The sequence below is a fragment of the Microbispora hainanensis genome (genome assembly GCF_036186745.1).
Classification (GTDB): domain Bacteria; phylum Actinomycetota; class Actinomycetes; order Streptosporangiales; family Streptosporangiaceae; genus Microbispora.
Window position 1 is genome coordinate 2,507,719 of the sequence record NZ_CP108086.1, and the last position, 23,059, is coordinate 2,530,777.

The 23,059-nt window shown below is 70.2% G+C and carries 26 protein-coding genes, 1 tRNA gene and 1 pseudogene; 13 read left to right on the forward strand and 15 right to left on the reverse strand.

Going from position 1 to position 23,059, the window contains the following annotated elements; all coding sequences use genetic code 11:
* The first annotated feature begins 8 nt into the window (after positions 1-8).
* Entirely contained in the window at positions 9-812 is an 804-nt protein-coding gene (locus OHB01_RS11685) for an SDR family NAD(P)-dependent oxidoreductase (RefSeq protein ID WP_147944516.1), read from the forward strand.
* A gap of 4 nt (positions 813-816) precedes the next feature.
* Here OHB01_RS11685 and OHB01_RS11690 read toward each other — a convergent pair whose 3' ends face one another.
* Positions 817-1,674: a helix-turn-helix domain-containing protein gene (locus OHB01_RS11690; RefSeq protein WP_205830765.1), complete on the reverse strand. Its 858-nt coding sequence runs from the start codon at positions 1,672-1,674 to the stop codon at positions 817-819.
* A 102-nt stretch (positions 1,675-1,776) separates the two neighbouring features.
* Here OHB01_RS11690 and OHB01_RS11695 point away from each other — a divergent pair, with 102 nt between their 5' ends.
* Together OHB01_RS11695 and OHB01_RS11700 are read left to right on the forward strand one after the other, a co-directional pair.
* Positions 1,777-2,472, forward strand: a complete 696-nt coding sequence (locus OHB01_RS11695) for an SDR family NAD(P)-dependent oxidoreductase (protein ID WP_147944515.1) — start codon at positions 1,777-1,779, stop codon at positions 2,470-2,472.
* A 64-nt stretch (positions 2,473-2,536) separates the two neighbouring features.
* Positions 2,537-3,166 carry a GNAT family N-acetyltransferase gene (locus tag OHB01_RS11700; RefSeq protein WP_142650254.1) on the forward strand — a complete coding sequence of 210 codons (630 nt, stop codon included), beginning with the start codon at positions 2,537-2,539 and terminating at the stop codon, positions 3,164-3,166.
* A 17-nt stretch (positions 3,167-3,183) separates the two neighbouring features.
* On the opposite strand, the gene OHB01_RS11705 is transcribed toward OHB01_RS11700, so the two are convergent.
* Both OHB01_RS11705 and OHB01_RS11710 read right to left on the reverse strand, forming a co-directional pair.
* Positions 3,184-3,552, reverse strand: coding sequence for a barstar family protein (locus OHB01_RS11705; RefSeq protein WP_328855332.1), 369 nt, complete (start codon positions 3,550-3,552; stop codon positions 3,184-3,186).
* An 8-nt stretch (positions 3,553-3,560) separates the two neighbouring features.
* Positions 3,561-3,974, reverse strand: a complete 414-nt coding sequence (locus OHB01_RS11710) for a ribonuclease domain-containing protein (RefSeq protein WP_328855333.1) — start codon at positions 3,972-3,974, stop codon at positions 3,561-3,563.
* Positions 3,975-4,129: 155 nt separating this feature from the next.
* Between OHB01_RS11710 and OHB01_RS11715 the strand changes: the two genes are divergently transcribed.
* A complete protein-coding gene (locus OHB01_RS11715) occupies positions 4,130-4,957 on the forward strand; it encodes a glycoside hydrolase family 16 protein (protein WP_187280758.1) in 828 nt (275 codons plus the stop codon).
* 170 nt (positions 4,958-5,127) lie between these two features.
* Here the strand turns inward: OHB01_RS11715 and OHB01_RS11720 are convergent, their stop codons facing one another.
* Entirely contained in the window at positions 5,128-5,250 is a 123-nt protein-coding gene (locus tag OHB01_RS11720; RefSeq protein WP_260617419.1) for a hypothetical protein, read from the reverse strand.
* 209 nt (positions 5,251-5,459) lie between these two features.
* Between OHB01_RS11720 and OHB01_RS11725 the strand changes: the two genes are divergently transcribed.
* Both OHB01_RS11725 and OHB01_RS11730 read left to right on the forward strand, forming a co-directional pair.
* Positions 5,460-5,918: a MaoC family dehydratase gene (locus OHB01_RS11725; RefSeq protein WP_142650257.1), complete on the forward strand. Its 459-nt coding sequence runs from the start codon at positions 5,460-5,462 to the stop codon at positions 5,916-5,918.
* 121 nt (positions 5,919-6,039) lie between these two features.
* Positions 6,040-6,112, forward strand: a tRNA-Arg gene (locus OHB01_RS11730).
* A gap of 278 nt (positions 6,113-6,390) precedes the next feature.
* On the opposite strand, the gene OHB01_RS11735 is transcribed toward OHB01_RS11730, so the two are convergent.
* From OHB01_RS11735 to OHB01_RS11755, 5 genes and pseudogenes are all read right to left on the reverse strand, one after another.
* Positions 6,391-7,017, reverse strand: a complete 627-nt coding sequence (locus tag OHB01_RS11735) for a DUF6518 family protein (protein WP_328855334.1) — start codon at positions 7,015-7,017, stop codon at positions 6,391-6,393.
* Between the two features lie 110 nt (positions 7,018-7,127).
* Positions 7,128-7,490 (reverse strand): annotated as a pseudogene (locus OHB01_RS11740) (transposase); the annotation flags it as partial.
* A gap of 283 nt (positions 7,491-7,773) precedes the next feature.
* Positions 7,774-8,175: a carboxymuconolactone decarboxylase family protein gene (locus OHB01_RS11745; RefSeq protein WP_328855335.1), complete on the reverse strand. Its 402-nt coding sequence runs from the start codon at positions 8,173-8,175 to the stop codon at positions 7,774-7,776.
* A complete protein-coding gene (locus OHB01_RS11750; protein ID WP_142650258.1) occupies positions 8,172-9,212 on the reverse strand; it encodes an aldo/keto reductase in 1,041 nt (346 codons plus the stop codon). Before OHB01_RS11750 ends, OHB01_RS11745 begins: the two co-directional genes overlap by 4 nt.
* Positions 9,213-9,229: 17 nt before the next feature.
* The gene (locus OHB01_RS11755; RefSeq protein ID WP_328708636.1) at positions 9,230-10,693 is read right to left on the reverse strand and encodes an aldehyde dehydrogenase; all 1,464 of its coding nucleotides are present in this window, start codon (positions 10,691-10,693) and stop codon (positions 9,230-9,232) included.
* 99 nt (positions 10,694-10,792) lie between these two features.
* On the opposite strand from OHB01_RS11755, the gene OHB01_RS11760 reads away from it, so the two are divergent.
* From OHB01_RS11760 to OHB01_RS11775, 4 genes are all read left to right on the forward strand, one after another.
* Positions 10,793-11,455 carry a TetR/AcrR family transcriptional regulator gene (locus tag OHB01_RS11760; protein WP_142650259.1) on the forward strand — a complete coding sequence of 221 codons (663 nt, stop codon included), beginning with the start codon at positions 10,793-10,795 and terminating at the stop codon, positions 11,453-11,455.
* Positions 11,456-11,777: 322 nt separating this feature from the next.
* Positions 11,778-12,623, forward strand: a complete 846-nt coding sequence (locus tag OHB01_RS11765; RefSeq protein WP_147944513.1) for a peptidoglycan-binding domain-containing protein — start codon at positions 11,778-11,780, stop codon at positions 12,621-12,623.
* Positions 12,624-12,661: 38 nt separating this feature from the next.
* Positions 12,662-13,558 (forward strand): peptidase inhibitor family I36 protein, encoded by an 897-nt coding sequence (locus OHB01_RS11770; protein WP_147944512.1) that lies wholly within the window; start codon positions 12,662-12,664, stop codon positions 13,556-13,558.
* A 34-nt stretch (positions 13,559-13,592) separates the two neighbouring features.
* Positions 13,593-14,543 (forward strand): SpoIID/LytB domain-containing protein, encoded by a 951-nt coding sequence (locus tag OHB01_RS11775; protein WP_205830769.1) that lies wholly within the window; start codon positions 13,593-13,595, stop codon positions 14,541-14,543.
* Positions 14,544-14,611: 68 nt separating this feature from the next.
* Here the strand turns inward: OHB01_RS11775 and OHB01_RS11780 are convergent, their stop codons facing one another.
* Positions 14,612-15,460, reverse strand: coding sequence for an NBR1-Ig-like domain-containing protein (locus tag OHB01_RS11780; protein WP_168066305.1), 849 nt, complete (start codon positions 15,458-15,460; stop codon positions 14,612-14,614).
* A 343-nt stretch (positions 15,461-15,803) separates the two neighbouring features.
* Here OHB01_RS11780 and cpt point away from each other — a divergent pair, with 343 nt between their 5' ends.
* Positions 15,804-16,328, forward strand: coding sequence for a chloramphenicol phosphotransferase CPT (gene cpt, locus OHB01_RS11785; protein WP_142650287.1), 525 nt, complete (start codon positions 15,804-15,806; stop codon positions 16,326-16,328).
* Positions 16,329-16,370: 42 nt separating this feature from the next.
* On the opposite strand, the gene OHB01_RS11790 is transcribed toward cpt, so the two are convergent.
* Together OHB01_RS11790 and OHB01_RS11795 are read right to left on the reverse strand one after the other, a co-directional pair.
* Complete coding sequence (locus OHB01_RS11790; protein WP_142650263.1) at positions 16,371-17,072, reverse strand: helix-turn-helix domain-containing protein; 702 nt, start codon at positions 17,070-17,072, stop codon at positions 16,371-16,373.
* 302 nt (positions 17,073-17,374) lie between these two features.
* The gene (locus OHB01_RS11795; RefSeq protein ID WP_076443313.1) at positions 17,375-17,827 is read right to left on the reverse strand and encodes an Lrp/AsnC family transcriptional regulator; all 453 of its coding nucleotides are present in this window, start codon (positions 17,825-17,827) and stop codon (positions 17,375-17,377) included.
* Positions 17,828-17,937: 110 nt separating this feature from the next.
* On the opposite strand from OHB01_RS11795, the gene OHB01_RS11800 reads away from it, so the two are divergent.
* Together OHB01_RS11800 and OHB01_RS11805 are read left to right on the forward strand one after the other, a co-directional pair.
* Entirely contained in the window at positions 17,938-18,423 is a 486-nt protein-coding gene (locus OHB01_RS11800; RefSeq protein ID WP_142650264.1) for a DUF2000 domain-containing protein, read from the forward strand.
* Positions 18,424-18,701: 278 nt separating this feature from the next.
* Complete coding sequence (locus OHB01_RS11805) at positions 18,702-20,150, forward strand: pectinesterase family protein (protein ID WP_328855336.1); 1,449 nt, start codon at positions 18,702-18,704, stop codon at positions 20,148-20,150.
* Between the two features lie 54 nt (positions 20,151-20,204).
* Here the strand turns inward: OHB01_RS11805 and OHB01_RS11810 are convergent, their stop codons facing one another.
* The 3 genes from OHB01_RS11810 to OHB01_RS11820 all read right to left on the reverse strand — a co-directional run bounded on the left by OHB01_RS11810 (position 20,205) and on the right by OHB01_RS11820 (position 23,058).
* Entirely contained in the window at positions 20,205-20,600 is a 396-nt protein-coding gene (locus tag OHB01_RS11810; protein ID WP_328855337.1) for an ACT domain-containing protein, read from the reverse strand.
* Between the two features lie 78 nt (positions 20,601-20,678).
* Positions 20,679-21,332: a DUF6461 domain-containing protein gene (locus OHB01_RS11815; protein WP_147945413.1), complete on the reverse strand. Its 654-nt coding sequence runs from the start codon at positions 21,330-21,332 to the stop codon at positions 20,679-20,681.
* A gap of 163 nt (positions 21,333-21,495) precedes the next feature.
* Entirely contained in the window at positions 21,496-23,058 is a 1,563-nt protein-coding gene (locus tag OHB01_RS11820) for a sensor histidine kinase (protein ID WP_328855338.1), read from the reverse strand.
* Position 23,059: the final 1 nt, after the last annotated feature.

Here is a 23,059-nt window from a genome sequence, read left to right on the forward strand (position 1 = left end):
GGGCGGAAGTGGGCTCTTCGTACGTTGTCACCGGAGGCGGCCGCGGAGTCGGACGTGCGGTCGTCGAACGGCTCCTCGCCGCCGCGAACAGCGCCGCCGCGAACAGCGCCGACGGGAACAGCGTCGTCGTGATCGAGTTCGACCCGTCGGCGCTCGAGTGGACCCGCACCCACCCGGCCGGTTCGCGGGTCATCGCGGTGGCCGGGGACGCCGCGGACGAGGCCGTCGCGGAGCGGGCCGCCGACCTGGCGCAGGCCGCGGGCCCGCTGGCCGGCTGGGTCAACAACGCCGCCGTGTTCCGCGAGGCGTCACTGGACTGCCCGCCGGCGCGCGAGGTCCTGGAGCACATCGACGCCAACCTCGCCCCCGCGGTCGTCGGCTGCATGACGGCGATCCGCCGCTTCCTCAGCGCCGGCGCGGGCGGGGCGATCGTCAACGTCTCCTCTCACCAGGCGCAGCGGCCGGTGCGCGGCTCCTTGCCGTACGCGACGGCGAAGGCCGCGGTCGAAGGGCTCACCCGGGCGCTCGCCGTCAACTACGGACCCCAAGGCGTACGGGTCAACGCCGTCGCCCTCGGCTCGATCGGCACCGAACGCTATGAGGCGTTCCTGCAAAGCCAGGAGCCCGCGGCGGCCGCACGCATCGAGAACGAGATGAGCCTGCTGCATCCGGTCGGCAGGGTCGGACGCCCTGAGGAAGTGGCCGCCGCCATCGCCTATCTGCTGTCCGACGACGCGAGTTTCGTCAACGGCGCGACCATCCCGGTCGACGGAGGCCGGTCGATACTCGGACGCGACCCCGAGGAAGCCTGAAACTTCACAGCCGGGCCGTGACACCGGCGACGCGGGCGAGGTCGAGCTTGGTCTCGTCCTCGCTGCCCGGGACGGCCGTGTAGATGACGATCTTCAGGTCGTTGTCCGGGTCGGCGAGCACGTCGCAGTCGACGGTGATGTCGCCGATCATCGGATGGCGGATCGTCTTGCGCTCCTCGGCGTGGCGGCCGACGGCGCCGGAGTGCCACAACCGGGCGAACCGCGGGTTGCCGTCCAGCGTCCGGCGGATCAGCCCGCTGAGGCGGGCGTCCTGCGGATAACGGCCGGAGGCGCGGCGCAGGTCGGCGACGATGGCCCGGTCGGTCGCCTCCACGTTCTCCGAGATCACAGGCCATGCCGCGAGGCGCCCCCGATCGGACGGCACGGGAAAACGCGAGCGCACCAGATTGCGCTCCTCCGGCGCGAGCACGGAAGGGTCGCCGAGGAGCGCCGCCCAGCTCCGGTTCCACCACAGCAACCGCCAGTCGGCGGCGAACACGGCGACCGGCGCGTCGCCCAGGCGGGTGAGCACCCGCTGCATCCCGGGTGGAACGTGGTCACTGATCACGCCGTCCGAGGGCGGCTGCAGCCCGGCGAGCCGATAGAGGTGGTCGCGCTCGGCGGCGTCGAGTTGCAGCGCCCGCCCCAGCGCGGCGGCGACCTGCGCGGACGGCGTGGTCGCCCGGCCCTGCTCCAGCCGTACGACGTAGTCCACCGAGACGCCCGCGAGGTCGGCCAGCTCCTCGCGGCGCAGCCCGGCCGCACGGCGTACGCGACCGGCGGGCAGTCCGACAGCCGCGGGCGAGAGCCGGTCGCGCCAGGCGCGGATCGTCGCGCCGAGGCTCGTCTCGTCTGTCGTCATGTGCCCCATTCTGCGGCGGCGGCCGGAGGCCAGGGTGGTACTGCCTGTCCTACCGGCGAGCTCTCCCTGGCTGTGCGCACCCGGAAGGACGACGCTCGACGCATGACCATCACCTTCATCACCGGGGCCAACAAGGGCCTCGGATTCGAGACCGCCCGCCGCCTCGTCGACCTCGGCCACACCGTCGTCCTCGGTGCCCGGGACCCCGAGCGCGGGCAGGCGGCGGCCGGCAAGCTCGGTGTACGGTTCGTGCGAATCGACGTGACGGACGACGCGTCCGTCGCCGCCGCGGCGGAAGACGTCGCCGCGCACGAGGGCCGCGTCGACGTCCTGATCAACAATGCCGGGATCATCGGCGCGCACGTGCCCGCCGACGAGCTGACCTCGGCCCACGCCCTGGAGGTCTACCAGACGAACGTCGTGGGCATCATCCGCGTGACCAGCTCCTTCCTGCCGCTTCTCCGCAAGTCGGAGCACCCGGCGATCGTCAACGTGAGCAGCGGCACGGGCTCGTTCGCGCTGACCCACGACCCCGGCCGGGTGGAGTCGACGGTGGTGGGGCCGCTGTACACGTCGTCGAAGTCCGCGGTGACGATGCTCACGACGCAGTACGCGAAGGCGTTGCCCGGCATCCGGGTCAACGCCGCCGACCCCGGCTACACGGCGACCGACCTCAACGGGCACAGCGGCCACCAGACCGTGACGGAGGGGACCGACGCGATCGTGACGCTGGCGACCGAGGGGGCCGACGCCGGAACCGGCCGGTTCATCGACCGTTCCGGGCCCGTGCCGTGGTGACAGGCGTAGTGGTGGCTGCCGAGACCGTTTTGAGCGGGTCGCGGCCGGTGGCTACCGTTTTCCGGTGATCACCTTGGCTGACGTCCTCGCTCGCGCGGCCTGCGGGCACCCGCCCGAGCCGGGCGGCGGTCCGACCGTCGTTCCGCAGCCGTCCGCGCGGCACGCGGGGGTCATCGCCTTCACCGCGCACAACGTGATCTTCGCCGATGTCGGCGAGGACTGGATCAGGTCACGGCTGCCCGCCGACGATCTGTCGGCGCCGCTCAACCCGCCGTTCCTCGGCGACCTGGAGGAACGCACGGGACGCCGGGTGAACAACATCGACATGCTCGCCCTGGCCGCCCCCGCCGAAGGTCCCCCGCCCGTCGAGCTGGCCGAAGTCACCGACGCCGCCCATCCGCGCGTCGAGCGTGCCCATCTCTATCGCGACGACGTACGCGTCTGGACCTGTCCGGGCGGGCTCGTGCTCGTCGGACGGGGAGTGGGCGGGCGGTGGGAGGTCGCGATCGAGGTCGAGCCGGCCGCTCGTGGGCGCGGCCTCGGCCGCACCCTCGCCCGTGCGGCCCGGCATCTCACCCCCCACCCGCTCTGGGCGCAGATCGCCCCGGGCAACGCCGCGAGCGTACGGGCGTTCCTCGCCGCGGGATACGTGCCGATCGGCGCCGAGGCGCTCCTCGTCCCGCCTGCTGAGTGAAGGGCCGTACGGGCAGGTCAGGGCAGAGACTCGGTCAGGCGGCGGCGGAGCCGGGGCTCGTGAGCGGGGTCCGTGTGGAGGGTCAGGGTCAGCCCGGCCTCGGCGGCGTCGGCGAGGACGGCGAGCAGGGTGGCGAACTGCCCGGGAGGCTCCGCGGCGAGCAGCTCCTCGGCGTGCTCCACGGCCAGATGGACCGGCCCGACATCGCGCAGGGAGTCGGTGAGGGCGTCCCAGTTGCGGCCGAAGTACGCCGGGAGCCGCAGGGCCCGTGCCACCTCGTCGAAGAAGGCGGCACGGGTCCGGCAGGCCCGTCCGTCGACGACCGCCGGGGCCGTGTCGGTGGTCACCGTGAGCCACGGGGGCAGCGGACGCTCGGCGGAGGCCATAGGGGTCCTTAAAGCCGGTAGAAGTCGGTGTAGTGGTTGGGCGAGAACCAGGTCACGCCGGTGCTGCGGTTGACGACGATCCGGTACGCGTCACGCGAGGCGCCCCGCGCACGGGAGTAGACGTCGTACTCGTAGTAGGTGGCGCCGGCCGGAAGCCGGCCCTCCCGGTTGTAGAAGCGCCCGCCGGTGTAGTTGTACCTGCCGTCCGGCCAGGAGTACCAGCCGCTGCTGGTGGGATAGCCCTTCCCGGCCCAGATCGTGTTCGCCGAGCGGGCGTCCGCGCAGCGCGAGATGGTGCAGGAGTTGTAGACCGACGCGTGGGCGGGGGTGGTGCCGGTCACCCCGGTGAGGGACACGATGGCGGCGATCACGACGGCGAGCCGTCCCGGCCAGGACGGCCGGAAGCGTCGCGGAGTCTGCACGAGACCTCCTTGTGGGGGCGAGGGGACAGACATTCGCCAGCATCACCTCGAAACCGGGACGAACCAAGATAGAGATCGGTGAACTCCCGTCGTCCTTTTCCGATATGCCCTTGTGCAGGCTTCGTTCCCCCCACGGATAGATCCAGGATTGACGCATGAACGACACGTACGCGCTGGATCCGGCGGCGAAGGCCGGTTACGTGCTGGAGTTCGAGGACACCTTCGACGGGGACGAGCTCGACGAGAGCCGCTGGATCCCGCGTTATCTGCCCCAATGGACCACACGCGCCGCCTCGGCGGCCCGATATCGCGTGGCGGACGGCCACCTGCGCCTGCTGATCGAGGAGGACCAGCCGCCGTGGTCGCCGGAGATGGAGGGCCGGATGCGGGTGTCCTCACTGCAGACGGGCGTGTTCTCCGGGCCGGTGGGCAGCGCCGTCGGCCAGCACGGCCGGGGCGGCCGGGCCGTCGTCCGCGAGGCACAGGACGAGGCGCGGCTCTACACCCCGCACTTCGGCCTGATCGAGATGCGCGCCCGGGCCACCGACGATCCGCGCGCCATGGTCGCACTGTGGATGATCGGTTTCGAGGACGCGCCCGAGCGGTCCGCGGAGATCTGCGTCTGCGAGATCTTCGGACGTGACGTACGCCCGGACGCGACGGCGGTCGGCATGGGCGTCCACCCGTTCGGCGACCCCACGATCACCGACGAGTTCGCCGCCGAGGTCCTCCCCATCGACGCGCGTGAGTTCCACGTGTACGCGGCCGAGTGGACCCCGGACCGGGTGACGTTCTTCGTGGACGGCCGGCACGTCAAGACCATCCGGCAGTCCCCGGACTATCCGATGCAGCTCATGCTCGGCATCTACGAGTTTCCCGACCTTCCCGACGCTCTCGGTGCCGAGGGGCCCGAGCGGGTGGGGCCGTACCCCAAGGAGTTCGTGGTCGACTACGTGCGGGGCTACCGGCCGGTGGTGGACTGAAACGCGACTGGTGGGTATGAGGCATTTAGGGCGTCATGTTCTGATACTGAGCCGGCGCATCGTCCTGGTCGCGTCTGTCGCGGGTGGTGGCCCGGAAGCGCGTTCAGGAGCGGTGAGCGACGACCGGTGCCGGCCGGGGCTGGTCTCCGGCCGGCACGTCCCCCCGATGCTCACCCGAACAGCTTGACCAGCAGCAGGATGATGAGCGCCCAGCAGACAAGACCCGCGACGACGACCGCGATGAGTCCGCGAAGCCGATACCGTTTGCCGGGTGGACCGGATGGCTCGTCCACGTTCCCTCCACGTCGGGGCGTGTTCCGGCGTACGCCCCGCCTTGTGCAGATACCCCCGCGGGCAATGGCCCGTTCGTCACCCACAGTGATGTGTTTGTTGCCTATTGGCAGCACGCGCTCGCTCCCCCGATGGAACCAGTGTGGAGGGTAACGCGTTCCGGGTCCTCCGATTCCGGCCGGTCCCGGGTTCGCGTGAATAGGCTGCGGACATGCGGATCTTCACGAACCTCTCGGAACTCAAGGCGGCCAAGGGCGAGCATCTCGGATACACCGACTGGCGAGAGATCAGCCAGGAGAGGGTGAACGCCTTCGCCGACGCGACGGACGACCACCAGTGGATCCACGTGGACCTGGACCGGGCGAAGGAGAGCCCGTTCGGCGGCACCATCGCCCACGGATATCTCACGCTCTCGCTGCTGCCGTCGCTGCTCGGCGAGCTCTACCGCGTGGACGGCCTGCGCATGGCCATCAACTACGGGCTCAACAAGGTGCGCTTCTCGCGGCCGGTTCCCGTCGGGTCCCGCGTACGGGCGGGGGCGGAGATCGTCGACGTCAAGGGCACTCCTTCGGGCACCCTCGCGAACCTCCGCGTCACGATCGAGATCGAGGGAGCCGACAGGCCGGCCTGCGTCGCCGACACGCTCACGCTCTTCGTCCCTCAGGAGTGACCCGACCCGCGCGTACGGGACGGCTTGACCGGGGGCGGAGCGCCTTATTGGCGCAAGCAGGGGTGACGGGTCTGGTAGAGTTACACCCGTTGCAGGGCACCGCAGGTGAACAAGCAGCAAAGCGGCCGTAGCTCAATGGATAGAGCATCTGACTACGGATCAGAAGGTTAGGGGTTCGAGTCCTCTCGGCCGCGCACATCATAGAAGGCCCGTGACCAGGGAAAACCTGGAAACGGGCCTTAGTGTTTTCGGGCTTCACGCGGTCTCTTCCGTGTCTGTGGGAGCCACCTTGGGAGCCACCCGTTTCGGTCCGCCCAGTAGAGCGCTCGAAATGGCTTCCGTCGCCGCTCGCTCGTCGCCCTCCATGAGGTGCCCGTGCACGGCTCGCCAGATGATGCCGTAGCGTCACAGAAGGTGACGGCGATACTGGGAGCCAGGCGGCCCCACAGTGCCTGCGGGTCTGCGATCCACCTCACATCGACACGTACTGAAGTGGGAATCCGATGACCAAGTACGCCAGTGGCGCGAGGACCAGGGCTGTCAGCAGGGTCGGCACCCGCTCTCTTCGCCGACGCGCCATCACCAGCGGTACAAGGACGAGGACGGCCAGACAGGCCCATGCTTGCGGGGCGTAGTGCAGGACGAAGGCATACAAGATGCCTTCCATCCCGAAGACACCTCCCAGCGCGGCGAGCCCGATGACACGGCTACGGATGGTGCGTCCGTTCCGCCACCACAGCCCAGCCATACCGAACAACGAGCCGCTGATGACCGCCATCACAAGCCACATCAGCGGATAGGCGAGGCTGCCCATGCCGTCACGGCCGAACTCCGCGTACCCGTAATACCCGACGACCAGACCGACCGAGGCGCACAGGCCGGCGACGGCGGCTGACCGCGCTGACGCCCAGCCGGCAAGCAGGGCGCCGACGACGAACGCCGGGACACACCAGACGGCACCGGAGTTGGCGATTTGGTTCCAGGCGCCTGGAAGCCAGCCCTGGGCAAGATTGGTGACAACACCGAATCCCAGGCCCGCCAGCAGTGCGGATGTCCACCAACCGCTGAGTTTTGCGATCGGACCGAAGCGGCTACTCATCGGGAAGATCCCCCCCTGTCTTCCCGCGCTGGATACCGGCGGGGTCGCGACTATATGCAGGCCATACATGATGTGTCCAATTGATGATCATGTCGTCACGGCAAGATCCCTCACTGACAAACCAGCACAATGAGGTGAGGCGGCGCCGGCCGATGCTGAGGAAGGCGTGGTGGATGTCCTCGCGGACTTTCCAGCGGGTGCGCAGTCTGCGGAAGCTGTGCAGCAAGTGCGATGGTCTGCTCGACGACCCAGCGCTGTTTGCCCAGGCCGGAGCCGTGCTCGGTGCCGCGGCGGGCGATCTGCGGGCGCACGCCCGGTGCCCGGACGTGCCTGCGGTACTTGTCGTGGTCGTAGCCGCGGTCACCGACGACGACGTCAGGGCGTCGGCGGAGCCGTCCGCGGCAAGCTCCGCGCTTGCCGCGGACGGGCGGGATGGCCTCCAGCAGGCGGATGAACTGGGTGACGTCGCCCGCGGTTGCCGAAGAACTCGAAGCAGCCGTTGCGGGTCGGCCGCCTGGCCTGCGTCTCGAAGTGGGCGCCCGGCCCGCTGAAACCGTGCATGAAGATCACGGGCCGGTGCTTGTGCGTCCCCGCCCACGAGGCGGGCGCCCACGGGACGCAGGCCGCCACGACCGCCGACAACGCCGCCGCCAGGCGACGACCCCCGCGTATCCTCATCCGGAGCTCCTCCAGCCGAAGAGAACATTCTTCTGGTCCCTGTCGGTGTCGATCATGAGGCCGCCCCCGGCAACGGGCCTACGCTTGGTGGACCTCCTGGAAGACCTCCCGGGCGACGCGGTAACCATCGAAGGCCCGGGCCGCGCCGGCGTACGCCTCGATGTGCACGAACGCCTCCACGATCTCCTCCGGGGTGACGCCGTTGTTGAGCGCGATGCGCAGCTGCCCGCGCAGCGGTTCGAGCGTGCCCAGGGTCGCGGCGATCGTCACGGAGACGAGGGCGCGGGTGCGGGTGTCGAGGACATCGGTGCGCGGCCACGCGTCGCCGAAGGTGTGCTGGGTGGCCAGGCGCATGAAGTCGGCGGCGTTGGCCGGCTCACCCGGGCCGGGTTCCAGGAACGGCTCCAGCCTCCTGCCGAGCAGGTGCGCGGCGGTGTCGAGCGCGGCCTCGTAGCCGGGTTCCCGCTGGGTGTCGGTCATGTGGTTCCTTCCGGATCAGTGCTGGGGCGCGCGTTGAGCGCGCCGTACTGGCCGCCGCGCACCCGCGCGGGGTCGAACAGGACCGACAGGTGGGCGACGTCGTCCGCGCTCAGCGGTACGGCCGTCGCGGCGGCGTTCTGGCGCGCGTACTCCGGCCGCTTGGTGCCGGGGATGGGCGCGATGTCGTACGGCTGGGCGAGCAGCCAGGCCAGGGCTACCTGGCCCGGGGCGTGTCCCCGCTCGTCGGCGAACGCCTTCAGCCCCTCGATGAGGCGGAGGTTGTCCGCGAAGTTCTCCGCCTGGAACTTGGGCAGGGTCGAGCGGAAGTCGTCACTGGTGAACGAGGTCTCGCGGGTGAAGCGGCCGGCGAGCGCGGCCCGCCCCAGCGGGCTGTACGGGACGAAGGTGATGCCCAGCTCGCGGCAGGCGGGCAGCACCTCCTGCTCCACCTCGCGGGCCCAGAGCGAGTACTCGCTCTGGAGGGCCGAGATCGGCGCCACGGCGGACGCCCGGTGCAGGATGTCCGGACCGACCGCGCTGAGCCCGATCGCGCGCACCTTGCCCGCGGTCACCAGCTCGGCCATCGCGCCGACGGTGTCCTCGATCGGCACGGTGGTGTCGTGGCGGTGGACGTAGTAGAGGTCGATGTGGTCGACGCCCAGGCGGCGCAGGCTGGCCTCGCAGGCGGCGGCCACGTACTCGGGGCGGCCGTCGTAGACCACCCCGCCCTCCTCCGATGGCCGCGCCCCGAACTTGGTCGCCAGGACCACCCGGTCGCGCAGGCCGCGCACGGCGCGGCCGAGCAGTTCCTCGTTGTGGCCGAAGCCCTTCTGGGGCTGTCCGGTGGCCGCGCCGGCGGCGCCGTAGATGTCGGAGGTGTCGAAGAAGTCGATGCCGGCCTCGACGGCGGCGTGGATCGTGGCGACGGACTCCGCCTCGCCGGCGTCGCCGTAGAACTGGGACATCCCCATGCAGCCCAGGCCGATCGGCCGGACGGAGATGTCGGTGTGCCCGAGGGTGACACGGGCTTCGCTCATGATGGTTCTCCTGGTCCTCAGGCGGCGATGGTCTTGTACTCGACGTACTGGGCGAGGCCGGCGACGCCGAACTCCCGGCCGATGCCGCTGCTCTTGTAGCCGCCGAAGGCGCCGTCGTAGGTAGGCGCGGCGCCGTTGACGGTCATCCACCCGGTACGGATCCTGCGGGCGACCTCGATGCCGTGCTCCCGGTCGGCGGCCCAGACGCCGCCGCCGAGTCCGTACTCGGAGTCGTTGGCGATGCGGACCGCGTCGTCCTCGTCGTCGAACGGGATGACGACCAGGACCGGGCCGAAGATCTCCTCGCGGGCGATCCGCATGTCGCTGTCGACATCGGCGAACAGCGTCGGACGGACGTAGTACCCGCCCTCCAGCCCGTCAGGGGTCTCGAGTCCGCCGGTCACCATCCGGGCGCCTTCGGCGATGCCGAGCTCGATGTAGGAGCGCACCCGCTCCAGCTGGTCGGCGCGGACCATGGGCCCGATGAAGGTCTCGGGGTCGGAAGGGTCGCCGACCCGGACGTCCTCCATCATGGCGGCCAGCGCCGCGACGACCTCCTCGTAGCGGCTGCGCGGGGCGAGGATGCGGGTGTGGGCCACGCAGTTCTCGGCGTTGTTGCCCAGCGACAGGGCCCTGAGGCCTGCCACGACCGCCGTCAGGTCGGCGTCCTCAAGGATGATCGAGGCGGACTTGCCGCCCAGCTCCAGGCTGACCCGCTTGAGCTGCTCCCCGGCGACGGAGGCGATGCGCCGGCCGGCCGTGGTGGAGCCGGTGAATGCGATCTTGTCGACGCCGGGGTGGGCGACCAGATACTCGCTGGTCTCGCGGCCCGCGGGCAGGATGCTCACCACTCCCTCGGGCAGCCCGGCCGCGTCGAAGACCTCGGCGAGCGCCAGGGCGTCCAGCGCCGTCTCCGGGGAGGCCTTCAGGACGACCGTGCAGCCGGCGAGCAGCGCGGGAACCAGCTTGACCAGGGCCGACTGGTGTGGAGCGTTCCACGGGATCACCGCCGCGACCACGCCGACGGGTTCCCGGCGCAGCCGCGTCGTGGCGTCGCCGACGGCGCCCACCTCCTCCTCCCAGCCGAGAGCGGCGGCGGCGCGCACGTACGCCTCCGTCATCTCCGGGAGGGACTGCACGTGCGTCCAGCGGGTGAACCACAGCGGCGAGCCGTTCTCGGCGGTGACCAGGGCCGCGAACTCCTCGGCGCGGACCGCGTAGAGCTTGGAGAACCGCTCCACGACGGCGCTCCGTTCCTGCGGGCTCATCCGGGGCCAGGGGCCCTCGTCGAACGCCCGGCGGGCGGCGGCGACCGCCCGGTCGACGTCGGCGGGGGCGGCGTGCGGCGCGGTCCCGACCAGCGAGCGGTCGTGCGGGGAACGCACCTCCAGGACGTCCGCGGTGGCCGGGGCGACCCACTGGCCGCCGATGTACAGGTTCGGGTAGGTGATCACGGAAATACCCTTCATGTAGGTGTCCATCGGACCTTTATGACTATAGCGGTCCAGTGGACACGTAACAAGTGTCCGATGGACCGCTAATATGGGGCTGCCATGATCAGCGGTGCGCGAGGAGGTTCGATGGACGAGGTGGAGACGCCGTCCTTCCAGCGGGCCAGGCGGCCCGAGCACCGGGAGCTCCGCAAGCAGGAGATCCTGGACGCCGCGGAGGCGCTGCTGGCCGAGATGCCCGCCGAGGAGATCAGCCTCCGGGAGCTGGGGCGCCGGCTCGGGGTGTCCAAGACGCATGTGGTGCGCTATTTCGAGAGCCGGGAGGGCGTCTTCCTGGGGCTGCTCGCCAGGCTCCGGCTGGCCTGGCTCGACGCGCTGGCGGACGAGTGGCCGGCCGCGCCGTGCGAGCCCGACCAGGTGATGCGGGCCTGGGCCGATTCGCTCGCCGCCCGGCCGGTCCTGTGCCAGCTGTGGAGTCTGCTGCCGACCGTCCTGGAGCGGAACGTCTCCGCCGGCACCGTGCGCGCCTACAAGTTCATCGACCTGGAGCACCGCACCCGGCTGGCGGAGCTGGTCAGGGAGCGGGTGCCGGCCCTCGGCGCGGATGACGCTCTCACGCTGACGGAGTACGCCGTCGTCGCGCTGGTGGGCCTGTGGTCGTTCAGCAACCCGACCCCGACCATCGTCGAGGCCACGTCCGACCCCCGGCTCGCGGGCTCCCGGGTGGACTTCGCCACCATGTACGGCGAGATCCTGCAGACCACCCTCGCCGGTCTGCTCGCCCGAGCGTGAGCCGCCCCCGGTTCGGCGGACCGGCCGGACGGACTCGGCGAGGGTCTCAGCGGTATGTGGAGCGAGCGATTGCCTCCACTCCACTTGGGGCAGTTCGTCATCGCTATCCCGTAAGGCGCGCAATGCGGCCTGGTCTCCGTCATTCAGAAGGCCCGTCACCGGAGTCCGGGCGACGCCGCCCTGTCAGGCGGCTCGTACGGCCTGTACGGAGTGCCTGCCGTACAGGCTGACAACACGATCGCGTTGTGGACGCAGCTCGTGATCCGAAACCGTGGGTCCCGCCGCAGGAGTCACCTGCCGGCGTTGGACACCAGGAGAAACGATGAAGCTGCCTCCACGCGCCGCCGGCCTCATGGCGGCCGCCGTGCTCGCCTGCCTGACCGGGATGCCCGGGGCACCGGCGGCACGGGCGGCCGAGGCCGGGGCACTGCCGAGCGTGGACATGGAAGCCACCGTCAAGGCAGCCCAGATCGACCCGCGGCGGCCTGACAACACGCTGACCCCGGGGGCCAGGGCCAGCGTGCTGCTCGTGGAGAGGGCGCTGCGCGACCGGCGCCTGCTCGACGCGAAGTGGGTGGACGGTTACTTCGGCACCACGACGATCGCCGCCTTCGCCAAGTTCCAGAGGTCGCTCGGCCGCACCGGTCTGGCCGCCAGCGGCCTTCCGGACACGGCGTCGCTCACCAGGCTCGGAGCCGGCCGGTTCACGGTCACCCACGTCATCGGGCCGGGGGCCCGGGTGTCCACCGGCGGCGTCGTCGTGGACGCCCGTACGCGGAGCATGCTGGCCGAGGCGAAGCGGCTGCTCGGCCGCGACCTCGTGCTGTTGCAGGGGTCGTACAACCCCGGCGGTGACCCCACGTCCGCGGGCACCCACGACGGCGGGGGCGTCGTGGACATCTCGGTCAAGGGGATGAGCTCCGCCACTCGTACGGCCGCCGTCCGGGCGTTGCGGCGTGTCGGCTTCGCGGCATGGCTGCGCAACCCCGATCAGGACGACTGGCCGTGGCACATCCACGCCGCCGCCATCAGCGACACCGACCTTTCCAGCCAGGCCCAGCACCAGATCGGCGACTACTACCTCGGCCTGAACGGGCTCGCCGGGCGTGCCCCGGACGACGGCCCGAAGGTGCCCATCCGCACCTGGGAGGAGTACCGGCGCCACTGATCCACAACCCAGCCCGCACAGACACGAAGGAGAACACCATGGGAACGTTCGGCAAGATCCTCACCACGGCTGCCGCCGCGACGATGCTCGGCGGGACGGTGCTCGCGGCCGCTTCGCCGGCGTCGGCGGCCACGCGCAACGGCGTGTGCGAGGCCGGTGAGTTCTGTTACTACTTCAACAGCGACAACCAGGGGTCGGTGTCCGACTTCACCGGGTCTGTGGCCGATTACGGTACGAAGCAGCCGTCCTGCTACGACTTCAAGGGGCCCGGCGCCGGCAAGGGCAAGTGCATCAAGAACGAGGCCGCCTCGGTCTGGAACCGCAGCAGCACGACCGTACGCGTCTACTACAACAGCAACTACGGCGGCAGCGTCTACCAGGACTTCGCGCCCGGGGCCAAGGGCAACCTCAAGCCCGGCCTCAAGAACCAGAACGCCTCCCACCAGTTCGGCCCGTCGTCGTCGGCGCGCGTCGACATGTCGTACGCGCTGTACAAGACCAGCGGTGGTCGCATCAGCTGCGGCTTCGACGGTTACGTCCACACTTCCGGGCGGCATGAGGGCATCGACATCGCCCGCAGCATCGGTTCGGACGTCCACGCCCTGGTGAGCGGCCAGGTCATCAACGTCGTGCGCGGGCGCAACGGCGGCAAGGGGCTCTCCACGATCGCCATCTACAACGCCTCGCTGAACAAGACGATCATCTATCTCCACTCCGATCCGCTGTCCTCGCTGCGCGTGGGCCAGCAGATCGCGCGCGGCCAGCTCATCGCGGAAGAGGCGTGGCACGGGATCTCGTCCAGCTCGGCCGCGCACACCCACGTCGAGATGCGTCCCGGACGGAAGACGCTCGCCGCCAAGAGCGTCGGCGACCCGACGCTGAGCAACCCGAACCCGAACTCGTTCTGGATCTCCCAGGGCTACAACATCCGCTAGCGGATCGCGGCCTGCGATGAGGAGGAAGACACCTGTGTCTCCACGAACTGCACGGCTGATCTCGCCGTTCACCGCGGCTGCCGCCGCGCTGGCGCTCGGCGGGACGGTGCTCGCGGCCGCTTCGCCGGCGTCGGCGGCCACGCGCAACGGCGTGTGCGAGGCCGGTGAGTTCTGTTACTACTTCAACAGCGACAACCAGGGGTCGGTGTCCGACTTCACCGGGTCTGTGGCCGATTACGGTACGAAGCAGCCGTCCTGCTACGACTTCAAGGGGCCCGGCGCCGGCAAGGGCAAGTGCATCAAGAACGAGGCCGCCTCGGTCTGGAACCGCAGCAGTAAGACCGTACGCGTCTACTACAACAGCGACTACGGCGGCAGCGTCTACCAGGACTTCGCGCCCGGGGCCAAGGGCAACCTCAAGCCCGGCCTCAAGAACCAGAACGCCTCGCATCGGTTCCTGAGCTCCGCACCGCCGATTGGGTGCAAGACCGACGGAACGCACACCAGGCTGCCCACGACGATCCTCGTCTACCGGAAGGCCCTCGACCGCGTCGACCGGGTGGACTTCAAGACGTACATCAAGAACGTCCTGCCCAACGAGTGGCGTTCGCACTGGCCGGCGGAGTCGCTCAAGGCCGGGGCGATCGCGGTCAAGCACTTCGGCTGGTACTGGGCGCTGAGGTCGGCGAGCAAGACGCCGAGCGGCCAGTGCTACGACGTCACCGACGACACGGCCAGCCAGGTGTACAAGCCCGGCTCCGCGACGGCGGCCACGAACGCCGCGGTGGACGCGACCTGGGGCGTCCGGATGACCCGCGACGGGAAGATCTTCAAGGCCCAGTACTGCTCCACGACGACGAAGTGCCGTCACTGGGTCACCGGCGACTGGATGTCGCAGACCGGCTCTCGCGACAAGGCCGAGGCGGGCTGGAGCTACCGCAGGATCCTCACGTACTACTACACGGGGATCACTCTCGGATCCTGACCCCGCGTACGCCTTCGGTTCCCCGCCGTGCCCGCCATGCACGGCGGGGAACCGGCGTCTTACGGCAGTCAGTCGACGATGATCTGGAAGTTCAGCGGCCGGCCGCCGGGGAAGGCGACCCGTCCCGAACCCTCCATCATCTTGAACCGTACGTAGCACAGGCCCGGCTTCTTCGGCGTGATGATGTCGGTCTGGATGTCGACCATCTCTCCGGGGCGCGTGTCCTTGATCGGTATGTCGGAGATGGTCTGGCATTGGTCGGGCTGCTGCGGGAGATCGAGGCGGTGCAGCGAATATCCCTTCCACGGCACCGTCCCGGCGTTCTTGAGCCGCCACACCTTGGTCACGGTCTGGCGGGGGCCGACGTGCGAGCAGTCGGGCAGCGTGATGTCCCCGATGAACTTCGCCGAATCGCCCGCGTGCGCGGGCGGGCTCCACGGAGGACTGGTGGGGTGCACCGGGCAGTCGGCTGCCGAGAGTTTCGCGTTCGACGGGCTCTCGGGCGGATTCGCGCTCTGCCCGTCGGTCCCGGCGCCTCGATCACCGGTGACCGCGACGAGGACCACTGTCGCCACACCGACGGCCCCTACGGCGAGTGCGGCCGCGGCCGGGCGGGCCGGGCGGAACCGTCCCCGGCCTCCTGGCGCGGACGGAACCGGCCCGTTCGTCGCCGGGGTCTCAGCGGCCGGCCACGGACCTTGTACGACGTCCGTGGCGGCGGTTTCGATTTCGTGAGGCGGGAGGGCCGCCACGGCGCCCGCGCGGTTCGACGGCGCTCCGGCGCTCGCCGACCTGACCGCGAGGTTCGCGCTCTCCCAGCGTTCGCGGTACGCGGCCGGGTCGGCGCCGCACGCCTTGACGAACTCGACGGTGGTCTCCCAGCTCGGGAGCCGGTTGCCCTTGGTGGCCTCGTGCAATGTCGTATGGGAAATCGCGCCTGACCGGCCGGACATTTCGCGAAAAGGTGGGTTCCCGACTGATTTGCGAAGTTCTCGCAGTGCCGCCGCGAAGTCCTCGATCGCCTCCGCCCGTGCACGCATGTCGTCCACCCGGGTGAAGCTAACAGCGCCCACGGTATTCGCTCAAGCGAACGGAGAATCTCGCGCACGTCCCGTCGTGGCTCGTCCGACGCCTGTCGCCGTACGGGAAATCGCGTGTGCCGGGCGCCTCCCGGTAAGTCGTGGACGGTAAGGGCGGGTCAGGGGAAAAGGTGTTGGAGCCGCGAGGGGTCGCCCTTAACGTGGCGCAGTGGCTACGCAGGTGATTGTCCTCAATGGCGGTTCCAGCTCGGGAAAGTCCGGGATCTCCCGGTGTTTGCAGGCGGTCCTGCCGGATCCGTGGCTCGCCCTCTCGGTCGACACCATGGTCGAGGCGCTGCCCGCCTCCATGCGCGGATCGGACGCGGGGATCACTTTCGCACCGGACGGCCAGGTCGATGTCGGGCCGGCGTTCCAGGCGCTGGACGCGGCGTGGACGGAGGGGATCGCCGCCATGGCCCGCGCGGGCGCCCGGGTCATCGTGGACGACGTGTTCCTCGGCGGGGCGGCCTCCCAGCAACGCTGGCAGAAGGCCCTCGCCGGGCTGGAGGTGCTCTGGGTCGGCGTGAAGTGCGACAGCGCGGTCGCCGCGGGACGCGAGATCGCGCGGGGCGACCGCGTCGAGGGGATGGCCGTGTTGCAGGCGGAAGTGGTTCACGAGGGCGTGGTCTACGACCTCGTGGTGGACACCACGCACACCGAGTCCCTGGCATGCGCGCGGGCCATCGCCGCCCACGTACGTTACTGACGCCGAGCCTGGCAAGAAGATCGATCCCGCCGGGGCGGGCGGTCAGGTCGCGTACAGGAGCGACAGCGGTTGGGCAGGCCGCCGATCGCCCAGTTGTGTGGCGGTTCGCCCGATGTAACGGCTCAGGGACCGTGCGAGGTGGGGCTGGTCGAAGTATCCGAGGCGGTGGATCACGTCGTGGATCGGCACGCCGTCCTGGATCAGGACCGCCGCCCGCCTGGCGCGGTCGATCTGCCGGATCGCGCCACGGGTGAGCCCGGTGGCCGCCAGGAAGCGTCGTTGCACGGTGCGCTCCGACACGTCCGGCGGCGCGCCGCCGAGCACCGCGGCGACGAGCGGATCGCGCTCGACGACACCCTCGCGCACCAGCCGCCGTACGAACGTCTCGGCGTTGTCCCAGCCGGGCAGATGCCAGGTGGAGCCCTTCAGCCAGAAGGACGTGTGGGTCGTGCCGGGGATCTCCGCGGACCCGTCCACGAGCCGGCCGAGCGGAAGATGGGGCATCGCGGTGCCGAGCGCGAAGCTGATCCCGAAGAACGTGGCGTCTTCGGGTACGGGGGCCTGGCTCGCCTTCGTCTCCGGCCCATGGACGGAGGCGCTGACCTGGCCGCGCTGCTCCCAGAAGACCAGGTCCCAATGGGCGGTCGCGACCGCCGTCATCTGTGCCACGTCACGGCTGCTGCTCCGCCACACCCGCTCGATGTAGGGCGAGTCGGACGAGCGGCTCTCGATGTGCAGGCCCATCCGGGTGACTCCTCCCTGACTCGCGGAACACGCCTGACTCGCGGAACATGCCTGAGTCGCGGAACATGGTCGTGCGGTCCCGTGTCCTGGGCCGTTGACCCAGGTCATGCTACGTCCCGCCACTGACAAAACCGCGAGAGGCGACGTCCGGCCGCCGGCAGCGGACGCACTCGTGGATGCACTGTGCGCTCGCGCATGCCGGCGAGCATCGCCGGGCCCTCGGGCCGGGTCCTGGGCGGCGCGGCACTTGGCGGAGGCCGGGAATCGGCCGACTCGGACGGCGTCAGGTGGGTGATGCCGCCTCACATCGGGCTGATCCGGTTGTTGCGGATGTGCTCGTAGACGATAGACGTGCGGACGTCGGCGACTTCGGGCCGTTCGGTGAGCTTGTCGATCACGAACGCGTACAGGCTGGCGTTGTCCGGCACGGCCACGTGCACGATGAAGTCCTCCGTGCCGGCCGTCACGTAGACGCCCAGGGTGTCGGGAAGAGCGCTGACCCAGTTCCGGAATCCCTCGATGTTGCGCCGCGACGGGGGACGCACCCGGATGGCGATGAGGGCCTGGACCGGGCGGCCGATCGCCGCCAGGTCCACGTCGAGGATCGCACCCCGGATGACACCGCGCTGCCGGAGCGCCCGCGTACGGTCGAGTGCCGTGGTCGGCGAGACCCCGACCGCGGCGGCCACGTCGCGGTTGGTCTTCCGTGCATCCGACTGCAGTTCCGCCAGGATCGCCTTATCAAGTTCGTCCATGACCGCCTGTTCGCCCTTGTTTCCGATATAAATACGGACTTCTTGCAGGTCAATCGTACGAGTGCCTAGCATCATCGGCGTACGTCCGAACGCATGCACAGGAGGACCGGATGACGGCCGATGAACAGACGACCTCGGGTGTCGGGTTCGCCCCCGAGGAGATCGACCCGGCCCTCCCGACCCGGGCGGCACGTCTGAAGTGGGTGATCGTGGTCGACCGCGACCTTCCCGCGGGCCGTGCCGTGAACGCCGCAGTCTGCGTGGCCGCGGCGACCTCGACTGCGGTGACCGGGCTTCTCGGCGACGACGCGGTGGACGCCGACGGTGGCGCCCATCCCGGGCTGCCGTGGGCGGGCTGCTCCGTGCTGGCCGCGGACGCCGCCACGCTGCGCGCCATTCGCGCGAAGGCCGCGTCGTCCGCCGGGTGCTTCGTGGCGGACATGCCCGCCGCGGCCCAGCGGACGCGGGTCTACGCCGACTACCTCGCCACGATGAAGGAGACCGCGGCCGACGACGTCGAGTATTGCGCGGTCGGCGTCGTCGGCCCGCGCAACCGCGTGGACAAGATCGTGGGAAAGCTGCCCCTGATGCCGTGACCCAGCACCGGGACGGTGCCGGCTCGGGGTGCAAGTTTCATCCATTCCCGGGTTCCGGTGTGCCGTCTCCGGTGGTTTCTGTGCTTGTGGGGGCCGGTGTACGCGGTTGCCGCTGTGGGGTGTCGTTGACCGGTGATCGGTGGGGTCGTACGTTGCTGTGCGGTGTTCCTGGGTGTGGATGTCTGGGTGTGGATATCGTTCGGGTGCACGAAAAGCCTTGTGGGGTCGGGAGTCTTCCCTCGGTCAGGGGCCCTGCGTGACCTGCAAGGAGCTCGGTTGTGACAAGCAGAACCAGAACGGGTGCCGGGGTGATCGGTGCGCTGGCCGGTGTGGTCGCCCTGGCCGGTGTGGCCGTCGCCCCGGCGGCGCAGGCCGCCACCGGGTGTGCCGTGACCTATACGACCAACGACTGGCCGGGTGGGTTCACCGCCGCCATCACGATCCAGAACCTGGGCAGCGCGATCAACGGCTGGAGTCTCGGGTTCGCGTTCCCGGCGAGTGGTCAGAAGGTGGACACCGGGTGGTCGGCCACTTTCAGTCAGAGCGGGCAGAACGTCACGGCCACGAACGTGGACTACAACGCGGCCATTGCCACCGGCGCGTCGGTGTCCATCGGCTTCAACGGCAGCTGGTCGGGGTCCAACCCCAAGCCTGCGTCGTTCACGCTCAACGGCGTCACCTGCACCGGCTCCGTCACCACCTCCTCACCCTCGCCGACCCCCACGCCCTCACCCTCACCCTCACCCTCACCCTCGCCCTCCGCCACGCCCTCGCCCTCGCCCTCCGCCACGCCCACGCGCTCGCCTTCACCCTCGCCCTCGCCGTCGCCCACCGGTGGGAAGCCCACGGTGGCCGCCGACGGAACCGGCACCTACCGGACCGTGCAGGCGGCGATCGACGCCGTGGCATCGGGCAACTCCAGCCGGAAGGTGATCACGATCAAGCCGGGCACCTACCGGGAGATCGTCACGATCCCGGCGAACAAGCCGTACATCACGCTGCAGGGTCTGGGCTCGTCGCCCGGGGACGTAGTGATCGTCAACAATCACTACGCCGGGGGGAACGGCGGCACCTTCAACAGCGCCACCGCGTTCGTGAACGGCCACGACTCCGCCCTCACCAACCTGACGATCTCCAACGACTACGTGGAGGACGGCAGCACCGTCAACCAGCAGGCCGTCGCGCTGAACCTCAACGCCGACCGGGCGGTCCTGTCGAACGTCCGCCTGCTCGGCGACCAGGACACCTTCCTGATCAACGACTCCGCCCGCGCCTACGTCAAGAGCTCCTACATCGAGGGCACCGTCGACTTCATTTTCGGCGGTGGCACCGCGGTTCTCGACGACTGCGACATTTACGAGAAGCGCAGCAGCGGCGCCCCCATCACCGCCGCCAGGACCGACGCCGCCAAGACCTACGGCTTCCTCGTCTACCGGTCCCGCATCACCGGCGCGACCGGAAACACCACCCAGCTCGGGAGGCCCTGGGGCCCTGACGCCCAGGTGCTCTATCGGGAATCGTCGCTCAGCTCGACGATCAAGACCTCGCAGCCTTGGACCGACATGTCCGGCAACTCCTGGAAGAACGCCCGCTTCTTCGAATACCGGAACACCGGAGCCGGCGCCACGGTGAACTCCAACCGCCCACAGATGAGCGACTCACAGGCGGCGAACTACACCCCGCAGAAGTACCTGGCCGGATCCGACGGCTGGAACCCGATCGGCTGAACGCGTTCGCTTCGCCTGCCGTCCGGCATCCCCGGATGACGACGACGTCGAGCGCTACGAGCCGGGTGCGTGCAGGTGGCGGGTGTCCACCTGGTGGCCCGCCTCCTCCAGGACGGTGACCGCTTCCTTGACCCTCGGCTCGGGCACGAGGATCAGGTCGGCGTGGAACGTCGAGGCGACGAACACCGGGATGGCCGCCTCGGCCAACGGGCCGACGATGGCCGCCAGCATGCCCGGGACGTCGAGCGCGTGTCCGGTGCCCCCGCCGTACAGGCCGATCCACCGCTCACCGGAGCCCGTCGGCCAGGCCTCGCGGATCACGGTGAGGCCCTCCGGGGCGCGCACGAGCGCGATCCAGTCGTCGTCTTCGGGGAACGTCGCCTGCGGCAGGTGCTGGACGGCGAACACGGACGGCACGATGCCGAGCTTCTGGGCGGCGGGTGAGGTCATGACACGTGTGTAGCAGAGCCCCCCGACAAGACACCCGGACAAGACACCCCGACAAGACACCCGCCAAGACGCCGGCGTCTAGACCTGGGCCCACTCGGTGATGGGGGCCACCAGCAGCGGCCCGTCGAAGGAGCGCGGGGTGAGGGTCACCCCGGTGATCGTGGCGGCGAGCGCGAACGCCTTCGGCAGCGCGTCGTCCCAGCGCGTGTCCCAGGCCGCCTTGCCGGCCGTGGCGGTCAGCGGCAGCCCGACCCTGCGCATCGGTTCCTTCAGCCGATCGGGGTCGCTGCCCCAGCGGTTGACCGACGCGTGCGGCGTGAAGGCGGTGACGATCTCGCCGTCCACGGCGTACAGGAAAGCGTGTTCGGCGTAGTCGTGGCGTCCGACGGCCACCGCCTCGCACTCCTGGGCGAGGCGCGCCAGGTTGTCGCCCAGCGCGGTGTGCCGGCCGCACGGCTCGATTGCAACGCTCCATTCGCCGATGCGGGTGATGCCGACGTATCCGCCGCCGTCGTCGCCGTCGGTCTCCTCGATGAACTCCGCGACCTCGTCGTGAAGCTCGTCCAGGGTCATCGAACGGACCGCCGCCGCGGTCGGCTCGAAACGGGCCGCGACGTCGGCGGGCTCCAGGCCATGGAAGAACGACACGCTGAAGACGTCACCCAGCGGGGTGTGCACGTTGTCCGTCGCGGGGGCCGTCAGCCACCGGAAGGTGGCGAGACGATCGGGCACCTGGGCTCCCTTGGTCGTTTCACGACATCGTGGCAGCCGCCGCCGACAAAAACCGGGGGCCGAGACCATTCGTCGCGTTTCCGTCATCCGGCAGCGGGACGCCGCCGACGTCAGGAGCATCGCGATGCGCTCATACGGCACGAGAGCTCTTATGGCACGAGGCTTATGGCACGAGGGTCTTCGAGACGAGCCGGTCGCGGACGAAGCACAGGCGGTAGGCCCGGCCGGAATCGGCCGTCATCGTGTAATAGACGCAGTCCTGGCCCGGCGGCGGATCGGGAGCGCCGTCCGGCGCGCCGTCCCGGGTGAACACGGGCAGCCGCAGGTCGTGGCGTGACTGACCCGCCTTCAGCCCCTCGTACGTCGCCGGGTCGAGGACGGAGAACGACGAGCTGACGAAGCTCAGGGGGATCAGGAGCGCGAAGATCCCCGTCAGCACGGCCACGGGAACCCCGGCCGCCTGCGCGAGCCGCAGCCGCACCCGCCGCCGGGCGAGGTGCAGCTCCCGGGCCGCCGTGGTCTCGGGCACGCCGAGGCCTGCCGTCGTCCGCGCCTGTTCAGGCGCCGCCCGGCTCCCGGTGACGGGCAGCTCGGCGGCGACCTCGAAACCTCCGCCGGGAACCGGGCCCGCTCGCAGGACGCCGCCCGCCAGCCGCACCCGTTCCGCCAGCCCGACGAGACCGGAACCACCCGAGGCCACGCCGGTCGGGGCCCCAGCCGGAGCTGGGTCGTTGACCACCCTGAGGATGACCACGCCGTCGTCGGACCCGACCCGGACGCGTACGGTCGCGCCGGGGGCGTGCTTGGCGGCGTTCGTCAGCGCCTCCTGGAGCACGCGGCGTACGGCGAGCGCGGTCATCGGGGGCAGCTCGTCGATGACGCCGGCGTCGCCTGCCGGATGCTCGATGACGATCGGCACACCCGACTCGCGGGCGCGTTCGACGATCGTTTCGACGCTCTCCTCACGCGGGGGTGTGCCGACGTCCTCATCGTCCGCGCGCAGCACGCCGATGATCTCGCGCAGCCGCTCGGTCGCCGCGGCGGCGGCCTCGCGCAGCTCGCGTACGGCCGCCTGCCGCCGCGGATCGAGGCCGGGGCCGAGTTCCAGAGCGCCGGCGCGCACCGCGAGGAGCGTGAGGTCGTGACCGAGCGAGTCGTGCATGTCGCCCGCGATCCGCGCCCTCTCCCGCAGGCGGGCGCGGTCGGCGACGGCCTGCTGTCCGCGTTCGAGCCGGTCGGCGAGCAGCCAGCCCGTACGGACCAGTTCGGCGTGCTGACGGCGCCAGCGACCGAGCAGCCAGGGCACCACGACCGCGAGCAGCAGCGTGACGAGCTGCGTCGGCCAGCCCCACAGGTCGCGCAGGACGAGCCCGGACAGCGGCAACCCCGCGAGGGCGACGGCCGAGAAGAACCACAGCGCTGGGCGGGCGCTCGCCATCCGGTGCCCGGCCAGGTAGCCGAAGACCACCAGCGCCGCCCACGTCCAGGACAGGGGGCCGAACATCTGCGCGTCCAGGGCCAGGCTCACGGCGACCGGGATGGCGAGCGCCGCCAGCGGCCACCTCCGGCTCACCGCCGTGGCGGCCCCGAACAGCGGTACGGCCACGGCCGCCACGGCCATCCCCCGGGCGTCGTGGTCGTCGAGGGCCAGCGCGACGGGCGGCCCGCACACCGCTATCCACACCGCGAGCCACCGCGCGAGGTCGAGCAGACGGGACGGCCGCACC